The 18259-nt window shown below is 71.8% G+C and carries 16 protein-coding genes and 1 pseudogene; 4 read left to right on the forward strand and 13 right to left on the reverse strand.

Features of this window, described 5'->3' with window-relative positions; all coding sequences use genetic code 11:
- The 3 genes and pseudogenes from GTW08_RS20900 to GTW08_RS32065 all read right to left on the reverse strand — a co-directional run.
- Positions 1–363 (reverse strand): annotated as a pseudogene (locus GTW08_RS20900) (hypothetical protein); the annotation flags it as partial.
- A gap of 112 nt (positions 364–475) precedes the next feature.
- Positions 476–1336, reverse strand: coding sequence for a zinc metalloprotease HtpX (gene htpX / locus GTW08_RS20905; protein WP_073576528.1), 861 nt, complete (start codon positions 1334–1336; stop codon positions 476–478).
- A 97-nt stretch (positions 1337–1433) separates the two neighbouring features.
- Positions 1434–1937: a PaaI family thioesterase gene (locus GTW08_RS32065; protein ID WP_161152418.1), complete on the reverse strand. Its 504-nt coding sequence runs from the start codon at positions 1935–1937 to the stop codon at positions 1434–1436.
- Positions 1938–1974: 37 nt separating this feature from the next.
- Here GTW08_RS32065 and GTW08_RS20915 point away from each other — a divergent pair, with 37 nt between their 5' ends.
- The 3 genes from GTW08_RS20915 (at position 1975) to GTW08_RS20925 (ending at position 5857) form a co-directional block, all read left to right on the forward strand.
- Entirely contained in the window at positions 1975–2748 is a 774-nt protein-coding gene (locus tag GTW08_RS20915) for an enoyl-CoA hydratase (protein ID WP_073576530.1), read from the forward strand.
- A gap of 125 nt (positions 2749–2873) precedes the next feature.
- Positions 2874–4805 (forward strand): 2-oxoacid:acceptor oxidoreductase subunit alpha, encoded by a 1932-nt coding sequence (locus GTW08_RS20920; RefSeq protein ID WP_161152419.1) that lies wholly within the window; start codon positions 2874–2876, stop codon positions 4803–4805.
- Positions 4802–5857 carry a 2-oxoacid:ferredoxin oxidoreductase subunit beta gene (locus GTW08_RS20925; RefSeq protein ID WP_073576532.1) on the forward strand — a complete coding sequence of 352 codons (1056 nt, stop codon included), beginning with the start codon at positions 4802–4804 and terminating at the stop codon, positions 5855–5857. The genes GTW08_RS20920 and GTW08_RS20925 overlap by 4 nt, the downstream gene beginning before the upstream one ends.
- Before the next feature lie 77 nt (positions 5858–5934).
- Here the strand turns inward: GTW08_RS20925 and GTW08_RS20930 are convergent, their stop codons facing one another.
- Positions 5935–7131, reverse strand: a complete 1197-nt coding sequence (locus GTW08_RS20930; protein WP_073576533.1) for a hypothetical protein — start codon at positions 7129–7131, stop codon at positions 5935–5937.
- A 143-nt stretch (positions 7132–7274) separates the two neighbouring features.
- Between GTW08_RS20930 and rarD the strand changes: the two genes are divergently transcribed.
- Complete coding sequence (gene rarD, locus GTW08_RS20935; protein WP_073576534.1) at positions 7275–8216, forward strand: EamA family transporter RarD; 942 nt, start codon at positions 7275–7277, stop codon at positions 8214–8216.
- On the opposite strand, the gene GTW08_RS20940 is transcribed toward rarD, so the two are convergent.
- The 9 genes from GTW08_RS20940 to GTW08_RS20980 form a co-directional block, all read right to left on the reverse strand.
- Positions 8192–9169, reverse strand: a complete 978-nt coding sequence (locus tag GTW08_RS20940) for a polyprenyl synthetase family protein (protein ID WP_073576877.1) — start codon at positions 9167–9169, stop codon at positions 8192–8194. The genes rarD and GTW08_RS20940 overlap by 25 nt on opposite strands.
- 48 nt (positions 9170–9217) lie before the next feature.
- Positions 9218–10831, reverse strand: a complete 1614-nt coding sequence (nuoN, locus tag GTW08_RS20945; RefSeq protein WP_073576535.1) for an NADH-quinone oxidoreductase subunit NuoN — start codon at positions 10829–10831, stop codon at positions 9218–9220.
- On the reverse strand, positions 10828–12483 hold the full coding sequence (locus GTW08_RS20950) for an NADH-quinone oxidoreductase subunit M (protein WP_073576536.1): 1656 nt from the start codon (positions 12481–12483) through the stop codon (positions 10828–10830). Before GTW08_RS20950 ends, nuoN begins: the two co-directional genes overlap by 4 nt.
- A complete protein-coding gene (gene nuoL, locus GTW08_RS20955; RefSeq protein WP_073576537.1) occupies positions 12480–14429 on the reverse strand; it encodes an NADH-quinone oxidoreductase subunit L in 1950 nt (649 codons plus the stop codon). Before nuoL ends, GTW08_RS20950 begins: the two co-directional genes overlap by 4 nt.
- Before the next feature lie 10 nt (positions 14430–14439).
- Positions 14440–14739 carry an NADH-quinone oxidoreductase subunit NuoK gene (gene nuoK, locus GTW08_RS20960; protein WP_060710483.1) on the reverse strand — a complete coding sequence of 100 codons (300 nt, stop codon included), beginning with the start codon at positions 14737–14739 and terminating at the stop codon, positions 14440–14442.
- Entirely contained in the window at positions 14736–15587 is an 852-nt protein-coding gene (locus GTW08_RS20965; RefSeq protein WP_062397973.1) for an NADH-quinone oxidoreductase subunit J, read from the reverse strand. The genes nuoK and GTW08_RS20965 overlap by 4 nt, the downstream gene beginning before the upstream one ends.
- Positions 15584–16123 carry an NADH-quinone oxidoreductase subunit NuoI gene (nuoI, locus tag GTW08_RS20970; RefSeq protein ID WP_020623091.1) on the reverse strand — a complete coding sequence of 180 codons (540 nt, stop codon included), beginning with the start codon at positions 16121–16123 and terminating at the stop codon, positions 15584–15586. The genes GTW08_RS20965 and nuoI overlap by 4 nt, the downstream gene beginning before the upstream one ends.
- Positions 16124–17368: an NADH-quinone oxidoreductase subunit NuoH gene (gene nuoH, locus GTW08_RS20975; RefSeq protein WP_073576878.1), complete on the reverse strand. Its 1245-nt coding sequence runs from the start codon at positions 17366–17368 to the stop codon at positions 16124–16126.
- Between the two features lie 35 nt (positions 17369–17403).
- On the reverse strand, positions 17404–18259 hold an 856-nt coding region (locus tag GTW08_RS20980; protein ID WP_275938999.1), incomplete at its 5' end, for a molybdopterin dinucleotide binding domain-containing protein.

The raw sequence follows: 18259 nt of genomic DNA on the forward strand, positions 1-18259 counted from the left end.
GGTGGTGGGCGCGTCGTCGGAGGACCCGCCGTCGGGCATCGTGTCCGGCGCGGCCGCCCGAGGGGCACGGGGCTGCGGCTCCGCGTCCGGGGTGGGCGCGACCGGTGTGTCCGTGTCGGCGTCCGGGGCGGAGGGGGCCGGGACGTCCGCATCGGCGGTCGGCGCGACCGGTGCGTCGGCGTCCGAGGACGACCGGGCCGTCGGCAGCGCGACCTGCTCCCCCGGGCCGGCCCAGGTGACCACGTCGTCCCCCGGACGCGCCGGTGACGGCACCTCGACCGGGCCGTCCTGGAGCGGCACCGACGGCGTCCCACCGGTGTCGGTGAGTGCGTGGCGGGGCTTCTGGGACGGGGTCTCGCTCATGGGTCCTCTTCCGCAGGGGGAGCTCTGCTCTGAGAGTTCCATCGCTCGCGGTACCCCGAACCGTTACGGAACAGCGACCCGGGGACACGCAACCACCCCCGGAACGGTCCGGTCAGCGGCGGGCCATCTGCTGGAGCCGCGCGATCCGGTCCTCGATCGGCGGATGGGTGGAGAACCACCTCGCCATCTTCTCCCCGGGCCGGAACGGGTTGGCGATCATCAGGTGCGACTGCGCGGTGAGCCGCGGGTCCGGGGGCAGCGGAGCGGCCGCGGTGCCGTACTTGAGCTTGTGCAGCGCCGAGGCCAGGCCCAGCGGGTCCCCGGTGAGCTCGGCACCCGACGCATCGGCCTGGTACTCCCGGGACCGGCTGACGGCCATCTGCACGACGCCGGCCGCGATCGGCCCCAGCATCGCGACCAGGATGATCGCGATCGGGTTCGGGCGGTCCTCGTCGCCGCCGCCGAAGATCGAGGCGAACATCGCGAAGTTCGCGAGGAACGACACCGCCGAGGCGAGCGCACCGGCGATCGAGGAGATCAGGATGTCGCGGTTGTAGACGTGGCTGAGCTCGTGGCCGATGACGGCGCGCAGCTCGCGCTCGTCGAGCAGGTGCAGCAGACCGGTGGTCACGCAGACCGCGGCGTGCCGCGGGTTGCGGCCCGTGGCGAACGCGTTCGGCGCGTCGGTCGGGCTGATGTGCAGCGACGGCATGGGCTGGCGGGCCCGCTGGCTCAGCTCGCGGACGATCCGGAACAGCTGCGGGTACTCGGCCTCGGTGATCGGCTGGGCGTGCATGGACCGCAGCGCCGTCTTCGCCGAGTTGAAGTAGGCCCACCCGTTCACCGCGAACGCGATGACGAGCGCGATGACCAGTCCGCCGCGCCCGCCCAGGACCCCGCCGATCGCGAGGATCAGGGCGCTCATCGCGCCGAGGAGGACGGCCGTCTTCAGACCGTTCATGTGGCTGTGCACGCCGGGGTCGCCTTTCCGTGCGGTCCTTCGGGGGTCATCCGGGTCAACGGACGAACCGGGCAGTGCGTTCCCGGGTGTGACCCGCCCCGACCGCGGCTCAGCGCGCGTGCCGCTCCCGGAAGCGGGTGCCCTCGGGGGCGTAGCGGCGGAAGTGGTCGAGCGTGACGCCGAGGAAGAGCGCCGTCGCCGACACCGCGACGGTGCCGTCCGGGGCGTCGAGCCTGCCCGTGCCGCGGACCCACAGCTTGCGCCCGTCGACCGACTCGATCACCGCGTCGAGGTGCAGCGTCGTGCCGAGCGGCACCGGCGCCCGGTAGCGGGTGGTCAGCTCCGCGGTCACGAAGTGGCCGTCGAGGTGGTGCTGGAGCGCGCCGAACAGCTCGTCCATCGCCGTGGCCAGTACGCCGCCGTGCGCCAGCCCGGGCGCGCCCTCGTGCGTGTCGGCGACGACGACCGCCCCCGTCACCCGGGCCCGCCCGTCGGAGTCGGGGCCGGGATCGGCGAAGCGCATCCGCAGCCCGCCGGGACCGTCACCGCAGGCGAAGCAGCCGGCGTGGTGGCGGGGCAGCTCGGCCCGCCCGGTCACCTGTGCACCCGTCACGTGCGGAAGGCTAACCCGGCGTGGAAGAGTCGGGCCCATGAACGACGGCGATGTCACGACAGAGGTCCGCACCGAGGTCACCGACGGTGTCGCGGTGCTCACCGTGTCCAACCCGGCACGACGCAACGCGCTGAACCTGGACCTCTCGCAGAAGCTCGTCGCCGCCGTCGAGGCCGCGAACGCCGACGACTCGGTCGGCGCGATCGTCGTCACCGGGCAGGCACCCGCCTTCTGCGCGGGCGGTGACCTCGCCGAGCTGCAGGAGGCCGACCCGGCGACGCTCAAGCGCGTCTACTCCGGATTCCTCGCCATCGCCTCGTCCCCGCTGCCGACCCTGGCCGCGGTCAACGGCGCCGCCGTCGGCGCCGGGATCAACCTGGCCCTGGCCTGCGACGTCCGGCTGGCCGGCCCGAGCGCGAGGTTCGACGTCCGCTTCATGCAGCTGGGCCTGCACCCCGGCGGCGGCTACACGTGGATGGCCCAGCGCGCTCTCGGCGCCCAGGGCACCGCGGCGATGACCCTGTTCGGCGACGTCCTCGACGCCCGCGAGGCCGAGCGCATCGGCCTGGCCTGGCGTGCCTACGACAGCGACGAGGACCTGATGGCCGGCGCCCGCGAGCTCGCGGGCCGGGCGGCCGCCGCACCGCGGGACCTGATCGTCACCACCAAGGCGACGATGCGGATCACCTCGCGGCTCGCCGCGCACGCCGACGCCACCGACGTCGAGGTCCGCGCGCAGGCCGAGACGGTGCACTCCGAGGCGTTCGCGGAACGTGTCGCCGCACTGCAGAAGAAGATCAGCAGGAAGTGACCGTCACCACGAACGTAACCCAGGTTATGTGACGTGGCTCCGGGTCTCCGGACAGGGGCCCGAACCGGGAGTTAACCTCGACGTATCGAGGCACATTTCGACGCCGAACTGGGGACCATCAGCCCATGACGACCAGCGACACCCCCGTCGAGGCACGCGACTCCGAGGTCGTCCAGCGCGACCGGGTGGTCATCCGGTTCGCCGGCGACTCCGGTGACGGCATGCAGCTGACCGGGGACCGCTTCACCTCCGAGACCGCGAACTTCGGCAACGACCTGTCGACACTGCCGAACTTCCCCGCGGAGATCCGGGCACCTGCCGGGACCCTGCCGGGCGTCTCGTCGTTCCAGCTGCACTTCGCGAACTACGACATCCTCACCCCCGGTGACCGCCCCGACGTGCTGGTCGCGATGAACCCGGCGGCACTGAAGGCCAATATCGGCGACCTTCCCCAGGGCGGGGTGCTGATCGTCAACACCGACGAGTTCACGAAGCGGAACCTGACCAAGGTCGGTTACGCGGCGAACCCGCTGGAGGACGGCTCGCTCGAGCCCTACGCGGTACACGGGGTCGCGATGGCGACCCTGACCCGCGGCGCCCTGGAGGAGACCGGGCTGTCGAAGAAGGACGCCGAGCGGGCGAAGAACATGTTCGCCCTGGGTCTGCTGTCCTGGATGTACCACCGCCCCAGCGAGTCGACCGAGCGGTTCCTGCGGGAGAAGTTCGCGAAGAAGCCCGACATCGCCGAGGCCAACATCCTGGCGTTCCGTGCGGGGCACGCCTACGGGGAGACGACCGAGGCGTTCGCGGTGACCTACGAGGTCGCGCCGGCCCGCCTGGCGCCGGGGACCTACCGGCAGATCACCGGGAACGTCGCCCTGGCCTACGGGCTCATCGCCGCGGGGCGGACGACGAGCCTGCCGGTGTTCCTGGGGACCTACCCGATCACCCCGGCTTCGGACATCCTCCACGAGCTGTCCAAGCACAAGGCCTTCGGCGTGACCACGTTCCAGGCCGAGGACGAGATCTCCGGTGTCGGCGCCGCCCTCGGCGCAGCCTTCGGCGGGGCACTCGGCGTGACCACCACGTCGGGGCCGGGGATCGCGCTCAAGGCCGAGACCGTCGGCCTGGCCGTCGCCCTGGAACTGCCGCTGCTGGTCATCGACGTGCAGCGTGGTGGGCCCTCGACGGGGTTGCCGACCAAGACCGAGCAGGCCGACCTGCTCCAGGCCCTGCACGGGCGCAACGGGGAGGCGCCGCTGCCGGTGATCGCCCCCTGCACGCCGGGGGACTGCTTCATCGCCGCGGTCGAGGCCGCCGCGATCGCGGTCGAGTACCGCACCCCGGTCATGCTGCTCTCCGACGGGGCGCTGGCCAACGGCTCCGAGCCGTGGAAGATCCCCGACGTCGAGTCGTTGCCGACGGTGGACCCGGGGTTCGCGACCGAACCCAACGCCCCCGACGGGTCCGGCGAGTTCTGGCCGTATCTGCGTGATCCCGAGACCCTGGCCCGGCCGTGGGCGGTCCCGGGCACCGCCGGGCTGGAGCACCGGGTCGGTGGGCTGGAGAAGGCCGACGGACGCGGCTCGATCTCCTACGACCCCGACAACCACGACCGCATGGTCCGCCTGCGCCAGGCCAAGATCGACGGCATCGACGTCCCCGACCTCGTGGTCGACGACCCCGACGGCGACGCGGACTTCCTCGTCATCGGCTGGGGCTCGACCTACGGCCCGATCAACGCGGCGGCGCGGCGCGTGCGCAAGCTGGGCCACTCGGTCGCCACGGTGCACCTGCGCAACCTCAACCCGATGCCGGCCAACCTCGGCGAGATCCTGGGCGGCTACCGCACGGTGCTCTGCCCCGAGATGAACCTCGGTCAGCTCGCCATGCTGCTGCGCGCCGAGCACCTGGTCGACGTCAAGAGCTACACCAAGGTCGCCGGGCTCCCGTTCGGCGCCGAGGAGCTCCAGGACGTGTTCCTGGACTACCTCACCGGCAAGCACCCGGAGTCGGCGTCCGACATCGCCAACGAGACCACTGGAGCGCAGGCATGACCGCCACCGACCTGGGCCTGCCGTCCATCGGCGGCCTCGACGGCGTCCCGACCACGGACGCGAAGCAGACCGCGAAGGACTACACCTCCGACCAGGAGGTCCGCTGGTGCCCCGGCTGCGGCGACTACGCCGTCCTCGCCGCCGTCCGCCAGTTCCTCCCCACCCTGGGCATCAAGCGCGAGAACACCGTGTTCGTGTCCGGCATCGGCTGCAGCTCGCGATTCCCGTACTACCTCAACACCTACGGGATGCACTCCATCCACGGCCGCGCCCCGACCATCGCGACCGGTCTCGCGACCAGCCGCGAGGACCTCAGCGTCTGGGTCGTGACCGGCGACGGCGACGCGCTCTCCATCGGTGGCAACCACCTGATCCACGCGCTGCGCCGCAACGTCAACATCAAGATCCTGCTGTTCAACAACCGGATCTACGGGCTGACCAAGGGCCAGTACTCCCCGACCTCCGAGGTCGGGAAGGTCACCAAGTCCACCCCGATGGGATCACTGGACCACCCGTTCAACCCGATCTCGCTGGCCCTCGGGGCCGAGGCGAGCTTCGTCGGACGGGCCCTGGACTCCGACCGCAAGAGCCTCACCGCCGTGCTCCAGGCCGCCGCCGAGCACCGCGGCTCCGCCCTGGTCGAGATCTTCCAGGACTGCCCCATCTTCAACGACGGCAGCTTCGACGTGCTCCGCAAGGGCGACACCGACAACCGGCTCATCCCCGTCGTCCACGGTGAGCCGATCGTCTTCGGCGCCGAGGGCTCACACGCCGTGGTGCAGGACGGGTTCAAGCTCAAGGTCGTCGAGACCGCCTCGGTCGACGCCGCACAGATCGTCGTGCACGACGCCGCCGACCACGAGCTGGCCTTCGCCCTGTCCCGGCTCTCGGACCAGGACCTCACCCACACCGTCACCGGGGTCTTCCGCAACACCGACCGCACCACCTACGACGACGCCGCCCGCGCCCAGGTGCAGGCGGCCCGCGACGCCAAGCCCGACGCGGACCTGCAGGCCCTGCTCAACGGCCGCGACACCTGGACCATCGTCTAGGTCCCGGCCCGCGCCACACCGCGGCCCCGATACTCCGAGGAGTACCGGGGCCGTCGTGTGTCCGGAGGCGCTGGGGCTCAGCGGGCCCCGGGGCGTTCGTGCCAGGCGATGAACCCGGCCGCCCGCGCCGCGCCCTCCGCGGTGAAGTACAGGTCCGCGCGGGTGCGGACGTAGTACGGCGACTCGGGCGGGTGGAACCTCCGCGAACCGCTGTGCACCTTCACCCGGTGCGTCTCGGGCGGGTCGGCACCGTCGGTGGGGGCGAGCACCGAGTCCGGGTACGGCCCCGGACGCACCCCCGGGGGCAGCGGCGCGGACGCCGCGGACGGGCCGATGATCATGGAATCGAGCGCCGCCAGCGCTGAGCCACCGGCGTCCTGTCGCGGCCGCGACGGGATCGACAGCGGTGCGGGCGGGCCGTCGTCGACCGGCGCGGGGCCCGGCTCGGGCAGCGGGGCCGGTTCGACGTCGTCGCGCAGGGCGTGGCGGCCGGCCGGCTCGTCGTCCTCGGCCGGCCCGTCCGGCGGCGCAGGGTCGCTCTCGGGGCGCGGGAGGGGGACCGCGGGGGCCGTGGCCGCGTCCGCGGTCGTGGCGACGTCCGTGGTCGTGGCGACGTCCGTGGTCGTGGCGACGTCCGTGGTCGTGGCGACGTCCGTGGTCGTGGCGACGTCCGTGGTCGTGGCGGCGTCCGTGGTCGTGGCGGCACTGCTCGGCTCCAACGGGACCGGGACGGAGCCGGCAGCACCGTCATCCGCCGGACCGTCGTGGACCGCACCGTCCGCGGCTGCGCCGTCGTGGGACTCACCGTCCGCGGCTGCGCCGTCGTGGTCCGCACCGTCCTGGGACAGGGCAGCGACACCGTCGGTCGTGGTTCTGTCGTCGTCGCCCGGGCCGGTCCCGCCCGCGGTGACACCGTCCCCGTCGGCTCCGTCCCCGTCGGCACCGCGACTCGACGCCTCCGGACCGGACAGGTCCGGGGCCGTCGCCGTGACTCCGGTCGCGACGTCCGCCGAGGAGGGCGACGGTGCGACGTCCGGCGAGGGCGTGTGCGCCCCGGCCGCCGCGGCGGACGGGTCGACCGCCCCCGCGGTGTCGAACAGCCCCACGGTCCCGGGGTCGCGCCCCGGGCCCGGCCCGTCGGGCACCTCCGCCGTGTCGGGCGTCCCCGTGGCCTCCGGACCGCCCTCGACGGTCCCTCCGCGGCGACGGGACACCAGTACCCCCGCCGCCACCAGGACCACGAGCACCGCCAGCAGTACCCACATCCAGCCCATGCCGGACCTCCGTCCGCCCGGGACCGTCCCGGACCGCTGTCGCCGTGCTTGGTATCACGGATCGTGCCCGCCCCGCCGTCGTCTCGCGCGGGAGCCCACCCGTACCGGATCATCGTGCCCGTGACCGACCACCCGAAGCGACCATGACCACCGCTCGTTCCCCCGAACGAACCACACCCGAACGGAGTGAGCGGAACCCCGCCGGGCTCACCGCGGGCGTCGGCGCGTACGTCCTGTGGGGCCTGTTCCCGGCGTTCTGGCCGCTGCTGGACCCCGCGGCGCCGCTGGAGGTGCTCGCCCACCGCGTGCTGTGGACCGCGGTGCTGATGTCGCTGGTGCTGACCGTGCTCCGCGGCTGGGGCGACGTGCGCGGGCTCGGTGTCCGGGGATGGCTCGCGACCGCCGCCGCCGCGCTGTTCATCGCGGTGAACTGGGGCCTGTTCATCTGGGGCGTGTCGGTGGGGCTGATCGTCGAGTCCGCGCTCGGCTACTACATGACCCCGCTGGTCGGGGTGCTGTTCGGCGTCCTCGTCCTGCGGGAGCGGCTGCGGCCCGCGCAGTGGGTGGCGCTGGGGCTGGCGGCGACGGCCGTCGTCGTCATCGCCGTCGGGAACGGGACGGTGCCGTGGCTGTCGATGGCGCTGGCCTGCTCGTTCGGGATCTACGGACTGTTCAAGGCGACCGCGCCGCTGCCCGCCGCAGCCGGGCTGACCGCGGAGGGCCTCGTACTCGTCGTGCCGGCCGCGGTGTTCCTGGTCGTCGTGGCGCTCTCCGGCGGCGGCACGTTCACCGGGCACGGCCCGTGGCACCTGCTGCTCATGCTGTCCGCGGGCCCGGCGACGGCGCTGCCGCTGCTGCTCTACGGCTCCGCGGCGCGACGGCTGCCGCTGACGACCCTCGGGGTGCTGCTCTACATCAACCCCACACTGCAGTTCCTGTGGGGTGTGCTGGTGGTCGGCCAGCCGATGGCCCCGGCCCGCTGGGCCGGGTTCGCCCTCGTCTGGCTGGCGCTGGTGGTCTTCACCGTCGACCTGCTGCGACGGCGACGCCCACCGGCACCTCAGCCCACCCGCTCCACCGTGTAGTCGGTCAGCGTCCGCAGCGCCTCGATCGCCGGGCACGGCGGCAGCACCGCCAGCTCGGCGCGCGCCCGGTCGGCGTACCCGGCGACGGTCTCGCGGGCCTTGACCAGCGCGTCACCGGAGCGGAGCAGCTCCAGCGCCTCGGCCACCTCGTCGTCGCCGCTGATCGGAGCGGCCAGCAGCTGACGCAGCCTGCGCGCGTCGGCGGAGTCGTCGCCGTCGCGCAGGGCGTAGAGCATCGGCAGGGTGTGCACGCCCTCGCGCAGGTCGGTGCCGGGCGTCTTGCCCGAGTCGTCCGACGGCGACGCGATGTCGATGATGTCGTCGGAGATCTGGAACGCCGCCCCGATGACCTCGCCGAAGGTCCGCAGCGCCTCGACGTGCTCGGCGGGTGCGCCGGAGAACATGCCGCCGTAGCGGCCCGAGGTCGCGATGAGCGACCCGGTCTTCTCCGCGACCACCCGCAGGTAGTGCTGCACCGGGTCGTCGGACGCCTTGGGGCCGCGGGTCTCGCGCATCTGACCGGTCACGAGCAGCGCGAACGTCTCGGCGATGATCCGCACCGCGTCCGGCCCCAGGTCGGCGACCAGCCGCGACGCGTGCGCGAACAGGAAGTCCCCGGTCAGGATCGCGATCGAGTTGTCCCAGCGCGAGTTCGCGGACTCCGCGCCCCGCCGCATGGACGCCTCGTCCATCACGTCGTCGTGGTACAGCGTCGCCAGGTGGATCAGCTCCACCACGGCGGCCGCCGTGATCACCTCGTCGCGTTCGGGATGCGGTCCCACCTGCGCCGCGAGCAGCGTGAACAGCGGACGGAACCGCTTGCCCCCCGCGTCGATCAGGTGCAACGAGGTCTCGGTGACGAACTCGTAGTCGCTGTGCACCTCGCGGTGCAGCAGGTCCTCGACCCGCTTGAGCCCGTCAGCGGTGGCCTCGGCCAGGACCGGATCGGCCATCCGGATCCCGGCCACACTCTGTGTCTCCACCCCCACAGCCTACGAACGTCAGCCCGAGAACGCGCCGCTGGCGGCCCATTCGAGGACGGGTGTGGGAAGAATCCCGAGAACGAGGGTCGCCAGCGTGCCCAGGGTGATGGCCACGGTGGTGAACGCCCCGGGCACGACGACGGCCGGACCGTCCTCGGCGGGCTCCCGGAAGTACATGAGCACCACGATGCGCAGGTAGAAGAACGCGGCCACCGCGGACGCGACCAGCGCGATCACCACCAGCGGCACCATGCCGTCCGCCGACGCCGCCGAGAACACCGCGAACTTGGCGGTGAACCCGCTGGTCAGCGGGATGCCGGCGAGCGCGAGCAGCAGGAACGTCATGATCCCGGCGACGAGCGGCGACCGCTTCGCCAGGCCCGCCCAGGCCGCCAGGTCCGAGGCCTCGCCGTCACCGGTGCGGACCAGCGAGATGATCCCGAAGACCGCGACCGTCGTGAAGCCGTAGGCCAGCAGGTAGAACATCAGCCCGGACGTGCCCTGCGGCGTCAGCGCCATGGCGCCGAGCAGGATGAACCCGGCGTGCGCGATCGAGGAGTAGGCGATCATGCGCTTCACGTCGGTCTGGGTGAGCCCCAGCACCGCGCCGACAACCATCGAGACGACCGCGACCACCCACAGCACGCCGCGCCACTCCCAGACGGTGCTGCCGAAGCCGACGTAGAGCACCCGGGCGATCGCGCCGAACGCGGCGACCTTCGTGCAGGCCGCCATGAACGCCGTGACCGGCGTCGGGGCGCCCTGGTAGACGTCCGGGGTCCAGGTGTGGAACGGGGCGACCGAGCCCTTGAACAGCAGCCCCACCAGCAGCAGCGCCAGGCCCGCGAACAGCAGCGTGTCCGACGCCAGGGTGCCCGCGGCGGCCTGGGAGATCGCCGAGAGCCGCACCGAGCCCGCGTAGCCGTAGAGCAGCGCGATGCCGTAGAGGAAGAACGCCGAGCCGAATGCGCCGAGCAGGAAGTACTTGACCGCGGACTCCTGCGACAGCAGCCGGCGGCGCCGCGCCAGCCCGCACATCAGGTACAGCGGCAGCGACAGGACCTCGAGGGCGATGAACATCGTGAGCAGGTCGTTCGCCGCGACGAACGCCATCATGCCGCCGAGCGCGAACAGCACGAACGGGAACGGCTCGGTCTGCATCGTCGGTGTCTCGTCGGGTGCCCCGTAGGAGCGGTCGACGTGCTCGCCGCCGGCCGGGGTGGCAGGGCCGCCGCCGGAGCGGACCGCGGCCCGCTCGGCGGCCGAGGCCACGAACACCCCGCCCGGCTCCACCGACCGGTCCGCGATCAGCAGCAGGCTGGGGATCGCGAGGACGATCAGGGTGCCCCACAGGAACAGCGACGGCGCGTCCACCGACAGCGCGGTGCCGAAGGTCAGCACCGCCGCCGGGGACCCGAGCGCGTACCCGGCCAGCGCGACGAGCGCCGCGACCAGGGTCAGCCCGGTCAGCACGACCTGGACGGGCCAGCGCTGGTGCCGCGGGAGGAACGCCTCCAGCAGCACCGACACGCAGGCACCCGCGAACACGATCCACAGCGGCGCGGTGGCCGCCCAGTCGACCGCGGGCATCTCGATCGGAGCCACCTGGGCGGGGAGAACCAACGAGCTCATCGAGCGATCCCTCCAGCGACGACCGGGTCGGGCAGGCCGAGCTCGGTCATCGTCGCCGTCACCGACGGGTTGATCAGGTCGAGCACCGGGCCCGGGTAGAAGCCGAGCACCACGATCGCGACGATCAGCGGCACGAGCACGCCGATCTCGCGACCCGTGAGGTCGGGGAAGCCGGAGCCCTTGCGCTGCGCGGCGACCGCCGGGTCGATCATCGACCCCGGGCCACCCGCGCCGCCGCGCTCCAGTGCCGCCATGACCGCGGTGCCGCGCACCGGGCCCTGCATCGTGCGCTGGTAGAACCACAGCACGTAGAGCGCGGCGAAGATGATGCCGATCGTCGCTATCACGGTGAACACCGGCCGGTTCGGGAACGAGCCGACCAGCACCAGGAACTCCGAGACGAACGAGTTCGTGCCGGGCAGCGCCAGCGAGCTCATCCCGGCCAGCAGCAGACAGCCCGCCATCACCGGGGCGAGCTTCGCGACGCCGCCGTAGTCGGCGATCAGGCGCGAGCCGCCGCGGCTGATCAGCACGCCGACCATGACGAACAGCATGCCGGTCGAGAGACCGTGGTTGACCATGTAGAGCGTCGCGCCGGCGAAGGCCTGCGAGGAGAACGCGAACACCCCGAGCGCGATGAAGCCGAAGTGCGCCACCGAGGTGTAGGCGACGAACCGGCCCATGTCGGTCTGGGCGACCGCGAGCAGCGCGGCGTAGACGATCCCGGCGACGGCGAGCACCAGCACCAGCGGCGCCAGGGTCTGCGACGCCTGCGGGAACAGCGGCAGCAGGTAGCGCAGGAAGCCGTAGGTACCGACCTTGTCCAGCACGCCGACCAGCAGCACCGCGCCGACGATCGGGGCCTCGGCACCGGCGTCGGGCAGCCAGGTGTGGAACGGCACGAGCGGCGCCTTGATCGCGAACGCGACGAAGAAGCCGAGGAACAGCCAGATCTGGGTCGACTCCGGCACGCTCGACGCCATCGCCTGCAGGTCGGCCCAGGTGAACGTGCCCTGGCCCAGCTGCTGCTCGCTGACCACGAACAGCCCGATCAGCGACGCCAGCATGATGAGGCCGCCGAGCAGCGAGTACAGGAAGAACTTCACCGCCGCGTACTGCCGGCGCGGCCCGCCGAAGCGGCCGATCAGGAAGTACATCGGGACCAGCATGGCCTCGAAGAACACGTAGAACAGGAAGACGTCGGTGGCGGCGAAGACACCGACCAGCGTCGCCTGGGTCGCCAGCAGCAGCGCGAAGTATCCGGCGGCCGAGCGGCCCTCGGGCAGCTTCTCCGCCCACGCGAACAGCATCAGGCCGGGCACCAGGAACGCGGTGAGCCCGATCAGCGCCAGCGCGATGCCGTCGACGCCGAACGCGATGTGCGTACCGAACGCGGGGATCCAGGACATCGAGAACTCGAGCTGGAACCGGGCGCCGGCCTGCGCCGCGGGGATGGAGTAGAGCGCCCACGCGACGACGACGAGTACCAGCTCCAGCAGCGCCGTCGCCATCGCGACCGCCTTCGCGAGCCCGGTGTTGGCGCGCAGCGGGTACATGACCAGCGCGCCGACGACCGGCACCAGCAGCAGGACGATCAGGAAGGGGTTGCCCCCGGAGCCGGGGACGATGGGAGCCGTGTCCAGGGGGGTCATGAGACGAACCTCACCGCCAGCATCGCGGCGACGACGATGACCGCCCCGCCGAGCATCGAGAGTGCGTAGGACCGGACGAAGCCGGTCTGGAGCCGGCGCAGGCGGCTGGAACCGCCGCCGAACGCCGACGCGGTGCCGTTGACGGCCCCGTCGATCCCGCGGTCGTCGAACCAGGCGAGCGCCCGCGTGAGGACGATGCCGGGCCGCTCGATGAACGCCTCGTTGAAGGCGTTCGCGCCGAGGTCGGCACGGGCCGCGGCGACGACCGGCGACACCCGCTGCGGGCGCTCCACCGGCACCGGGGAGCGGCCGACGAACAGGTAGCCCGCCAGCACGCCGAGCAGCGAGACGCCGACGACCAGCCACGGGATCACCGCGTGCGGCAGGGCGCCGCCCTCGAGCTCGAGGCGCTCCCCCACGACCGGGGCGAGCCACTCCGGGACCATCCCGTAGAGCACGCCGCCGCCGAAGACGGAGCCGACGGCCAGCACGATCATCGGGACGGTCATCGTCGCCGGGGACTCGTGCGGGTGGTAGTCGCGGCCGTCGGTGGACTGCACCGTGCGCCAGCGCTCCGCACCGAAGAACGTCATGATCATCAGGCGGGTCATGTAGAAGGCGGTCAGACCGGCCGCGAGCGTCGCGAGCCCGCCGAACACCCAGCCCTGCCAGCCCTCCTGTGCGAACGCGGCCTCGATGATCGCGTCCTTGGAGAAGTAGCCGGACAGGAACGGGAAGCCGATCAGCGCGAGGTAGCCGAGGCCGAAGGTCACGAAGGTGACCGGCATCTTCCGCCACAGGCCGCCGAAGCGGCGCATGTCGACGTCGTCGTTCATGGCGTGCATGACCGAACCGGCGCCGAGGAAGAGCCCGGCCTTGAAGAAGCCGTGCGTCAGCAGGTGCAGGATGCCCAGCGCGTAGCCGGCCGGCCCGAGCCCGACGGCGAGGATCATGTAGCCGATCTGGCTGACCGTGGAGTAGGCCAGGACCTTCTTGATGTCGTCGTAGGCGCAGCCGATGATCGCGCCGATCATCAGCGTGATGACACCGATGAGCGCGACGACCAGCCGTCCGGTCTCGGACAGGTTGTAGATCGGCGACGCCCGGGCGATGAGGTAGACGCCCGCGGTGACCATCGTGGCCGCGTGGATGAGGGCCGAGACCGGGGTCGGGCCCTCCATCGCGTCCGGGAGCCAGGACTGCAGGGGGAACTGGCCGGACTTGCCGCAGGCGCCGAGCAGGAGCAGCAGCGTGATCGCGAGGACCGTGCCGCCGCCGACCTCGCCGATGCGGGCGAAGACCTCGGTGTACTGCAGGGTCCCGAGCTCCAGCCAGAGCAGGAAGATCGCGATCGCCAGGCCGACGTCGCCGACCCGGTTCATCAGGAAGGCCTTCTTCGCCGCCGTCGCCGCGGAGGGCCGGTCCTGGTAGAAGCCGATCAGCAGGTACGACGCCAGACCGACGCCCTCCCAGCCGAGGTAGAGCATCACGAAGTTGTTGCCGAGGACCAGCACCAGCATCGCGGCGACGAACAGGTTCAGCTGCGCGAAGAACCGCCGCCGGTTCGGGTCGTGGCTCATGTAGCCGACCGAGTAGAGGTGGATGAGCGCCCCGACCCCGGTGATCAGCAGTACGAACGTCAGCGACAGCGTGTCGATCCGGAGCCCGAAGTCGACCTCCAGCGCGCCGGAGGACATCCAGGACCACAGCGACTGCTCGCGCAGCCGCTCGTCGGCGGGCAGACCGAGGGTCTGCAGGAATATCGTCACACCGACGACGAACGCGCCGACGACGGTCGCGACGCCGAGCCAGTGGCCCCAGGCGTCGGCCCGCCGTCCGGCGAGGAAGAGCACGAGTGCACCGGCCGCGGGGAGCGCGATCAGCAACCAGGCCAGCGAGGCGGCGCCGGTCGCCTGCGGGGCGGCCTGTGCGAGAAGGACGGTCACCAGCGCGCTCCTAGTACTTCAAGAGGTTCGCGTCGTCCACCGACGACGACTGGCGGGTGCGGAAGATCGCCGTGATGATCGCGAGCCCGACGACGACCTCACAGGCCGCGACGACCATCACGAACAGGGCCATCACCTGGCCGTCGAGGTTGCCGTTGATGCGCGAGAACGTGACCAGGGTCAGGTTCACCGCGTTCAGCATGAGCTCGATGCACATGAACACGACCACGGCGTTGCGCCGCACCAGGACGCCGACGGCGCCGATGGTGAACAGCAGCGCCGAGAGCAGCAGGTAGTACTCGGGCCTCATCGGTGCTCCCCGGTGTCGGCGGCCTCACCGGAGGCGGCGGTCCGGTCGGGTGCGGGGCGGCCGGTCAGCGCGTGCGCGTCCGGGGTCGTCGTGTCCGGCACGTCGACCGCGACCGACTCGATGATCTCCGACAGCGACTCCGGGGCGATCGAGCCGTCGGGCAGGATCGCCGGGACCGCGACCGAGTTCGCCGTCGCGTAGACGCCGGGGCCGGGCAGCGGGGAGATGCGGGCGTGCTCGCCGCGCAGCCGCTTCAGCACCGTCGCGCGCTGGCCGATCTTGGTGTGCTGGCTGCTCTGCGAGCCGGACAGCACCATCGCGCCGAGCGCGGCGACCATCAGCAGGGCCGCGGTCAGCTCGAACGCCAGCAGGTAGTCGGTGAAGATCAGCCGGCCGAGGCCGGGGACGTTGCCGTTCCACCCGAGCCCGCCCTGCGCCAGCCCCGCGGGGGTGACGCTGGTCAGGCCGCGGGCCAGCCCGCCGACCAGCAGCGCGGCCAGAGCGACGCCGAACACCAGCGCTGCGGCCCGCTGCCCGCGCAGGACCTCGATCACCGAGTCCTTGGAGTCCCGTCCGACCAGCATGAGGACGAACAGGAACAGCATCATCACGGCACCGGTGTAGACGATGATCTGCACGAACCCGAGGAACGGGGCGGACTGCACCAGGTACAGCACCGCGATCGAGAACATCGTCAGGACCAGCAGCAGCGCGGCGTGCACCGCGTGCCGGGCGAAGACCAGGCCGAGCGCACCGGCCAGCGCCACCGGTCCGAGGATCCAGAACGCGACCGCCTCGCCGGTGCTCACCTCCCCGGCCGCCTGGGCCAGGACCGCGGCCGTGGTCATCGCGCCTGCTCCTTGGTCTGGTCCTGGGCGGACACCTTCGCGAGCGTCGGACCGGAGACGTAGTAGTCCTGCTCGTCCTCGCCCAGGCGCATCGGGTGCGGCGGCTGCTCCATGCCCGGCAGCAGCGGGGCCATCAGCTGCTCCTTGGTGTAGATGAGGTCCTGCCGGTTGTCGTCGGCCAGCTCGTAGAAGTTCGTCATCGTGAGCGAGCGCGTCGGGCAGGCCTCGATGCACAGGCCGCAGCCGATGCACCGCAGGTAGTTGATCTGGTAGATCGCGCCGTAGCGTTCACCGGGCGAGTACCGCGCCTCCTCGGTGTTGTCCCCGCCCTCGACGTAGATGGCGTCGGCCGGGCAGGCCCAGGCGCACAGCTCGCAGCCGACGCACTTCTCCAGCCCGTCCGGGTGCCGGTTGAGCTGGTGGCGCCCGTGGTAGCGCGGCGCGGCGGGCGGGAAGTCCTCGGGGTACTCCTCGGTGACGACCTTCTTGAACATCGTCGAGAAGGTGACGCCGAATCCCTTGAAGAAGTCGAACATCTAGCGCGCGTCCTTTCCGGCCGTGACGGCCTTCCGACGCTTCGGGGGTGAGTCGGGGACCACCAGGTCCAGCGGCGGCACCGGATAGTCCGACGCCGGCTCGACCGGTGGCGCCTCGGTCTGCCGGTCGGGCAGCAGGAACGCCACCGCGAGCACGACGGCGAGCGCGAAGCCGATCAGCGACAGCAGCAGCACGTAGTTGTCCGAGCCGGTGTTCACGAACGCCCGGATGCCGAAGATCGCGACGATCCAGACCAGCATGACCGGGACCAGGACCTTCCAGCCCAGCTTCATGAACTGGTCGTAGCGGAACCGCGGCAGCGTCCCGCGCAGCCAGATGAACACGAACAGGAACAGCAGCACCTTGATGATGAAGGCGACGAACTGCAGCCAGCCGTACTCGTTGAGGAAGCTCAGCGGCCACGGCCACATGCCGCCGCCGAGGAACAGCGTCACCGCCATCGCCGAGACGGTCACCATGTTCACGTACTCGGCGAGGAAGAACAGCGCGAACTTCAGCGACGAGTACTCGGTGTGGAAGCCGCCGACCAGCTCCGACTCGGCCTCGGGGAGGTCGAACGGGGCCCGGTTGGTCTCGCCGACCATCGCGATCACGAAGACCACGAAGCTCGGCAGCAGGAGCCAGAAGTACCAGCCCGACGCCTGCGCCCCGACGATCGTCGCGGTGGACAGCGAGCCGGAGTAGAGGACGACGCCGACGACGGCCAGGCCCAGCGCGATCTCGTAGGAGATGACCTGGGCGGCCGAGCGCAGCGCGCCGAGCAGCGAGTACGGCGAGCCCGAAGCCCAGCCGCCGAGCACGATGCCGTAGACGCCGATCGAGGAGCAGGCCAGCACGACGAGCACGCCGACCGGGACGTCGACGAGCTGGAGCGCCGTCTGCTCGCCGAAGATCGTGACCTCGCCGCCGAACGGGATGACGGAGAAGGCGACGAACGCCGGGATCGTCGAGATGACAGGGGCGATGAAGTAGACCTTCTTGTCGGCCATCGCCGGCATGATGTCTTCCTTGAACGCCAGCTTCAGACCGTCGGCGAGGCTCTGCAGCCAGCCGCCGGGGCCGGTCCGGTTCGGGCCCGGACGGTGCTGCATCCGGCCGACGACCTTGCGCTCCCAGTTGATCATGAACAGGGTCAGCACGACACCGAGCGCGAACAGCCCGACGACCTTGATCAGAATCAGCCAGATCGGGTCGTCGGCGAGCAGCGCCTGGGTGTGCGTCAGCTGGTCCACCGGGGTGGGCGGGACCTGGGACAGGTTCACGACGCGCTTCCGTTCCCGGCCGGACCGACCGTCACGAGGTCACCGTGGCCCACTCCGAGTGTGGGGCGGACGTGCGAGCCGGGCGAGCAGGTCGGCAGCCAGACGACGCCGTCGGGCAGGTCGGTCAGCGCGACCGGCAGGGTGATCGCCCCGCGGTCGGTGCGGACCGTCGCGTCGGCGCCCTCGACCAGCGCGAGCCGCTCCGCGGTGGCCGCGTTGACCTTGACGTAGGGCCGCCGTGCCGTGCCGGCGAGCGCGGGCTCGTCGATCTGGAGGCTGCCGTCGTCGATCATCTGGCGCGAGGTGGCGAGGACCGCCTGGCCGTAGCCGGGACGCCGGGCCCGGCCCGCCGTGTGGTCCGGTGCGACGCCGCCGGCGCGACGCGAGCCGAGCCGCTCCAGCTCCCCGGCCGCGGCGGCCGGGGTCTGGGTGAACAGGTCCGCGTCCATCTCGACGCCGAGGGTGTCGAGCACCCGGCAGTCCGGGAGCACGCCGGTCGCGTCGAGCGCGACGCCGAACTCGCGGCGGCGGCCCTCCCAGTTGACGTAGGCGCCGGAGCGCTGGGCGTCCGGGGCGACCGGGAGCACGACGTCGGCGAGCTCGGTGACCGCCGAGGTGTGGATCTCCAGGCTGACCAGGAACCCCACCTCCCGCAGCGCGGTGATCGCCGCGGTCGGGTCGGCCATGTCCTGCGGGTCGACCCCGCCCACGACCAGTGCGGCCAGCTCGCCGGACGCGGCGGCGGCGAGGATCGCGTCGCCGTCGCGGCCCGGGGCGGCCGGGACGGGGGCGCCCCAGACCTGCTCGAGCTCGGCGCGGGCGGCGGCATCGGTGACGAGCCGGCCGCCGGGC

The sequence above is a fragment of the Pseudonocardia sp. SID8383 genome (assembly GCF_009864975.1).
In the GTDB taxonomy this organism is placed as follows: Bacteria; Actinomycetota; Actinomycetes; order Mycobacteriales; family Pseudonocardiaceae; genus Pseudonocardia; species Pseudonocardia alni.

Coding starts and splice junctions, on each gene's coding strand:
- GTW08_RS20925 (WP_073576532.1), top strand. CDS start 4,802: ATGACCGCCACCGACCTGGGCCTGCCGTCCATCGGCGGCCTCGACGGC.
- GTW08_RS20965 (WP_062397973.1), bottom strand. CDS start 15,587: ATGACCACGGCCGCGGTCCTGGCCCAGGCGGCCGGGGAGGTGAGCACC.
- nuoK (WP_060710483.1), bottom strand. CDS start 14,739: ATGAGGCCCGAGTACTACCTGCTGCTCTCGGCGCTGCTGTTCACCATC.
- nuoN (WP_073576535.1), bottom strand. CDS start 10,831: ATGAGCTCGTTGGTTCTCCCCGCCCAGGTGGCTCCGATCGAGATGCCC.
- GTW08_RS20915 (WP_073576530.1), top strand. CDS start 1,975: ATGAACGACGGCGATGTCACGACAGAGGTCCGCACCGAGGTCACCGAC.
- GTW08_RS20930 (WP_073576533.1), bottom strand. CDS start 7,131: ATGGGCTGGATGTGGGTACTGCTGGCGGTGCTCGTGGTCCTGGTGGCG.
- nuoI (WP_020623091.1), bottom strand. CDS start 16,123: ATGTTCGACTTCTTCAAGGGATTCGGCGTCACCTTCTCGACGATGTTC.
- GTW08_RS20920 (WP_161152419.1), top strand. CDS start 2,874: ATGACGACCAGCGACACCCCCGTCGAGGCACGCGACTCCGAGGTCGTC.
- GTW08_RS20940 (WP_073576877.1), bottom strand. CDS start 9,169: ATGGCCGATCCGGTCCTGGCCGAGGCCACCGCTGACGGGCTCAAGCGG.
- rarD (WP_073576534.1), top strand. CDS start 7,275: ATGACCACCGCTCGTTCCCCCGAACGAACCACACCCGAACGGAGTGAG.
- GTW08_RS20950 (WP_073576536.1), bottom strand. CDS start 12,483: ATGACCCCCCTGGACACGGCTCCCATCGTCCCCGGCTCCGGGGGCAAC.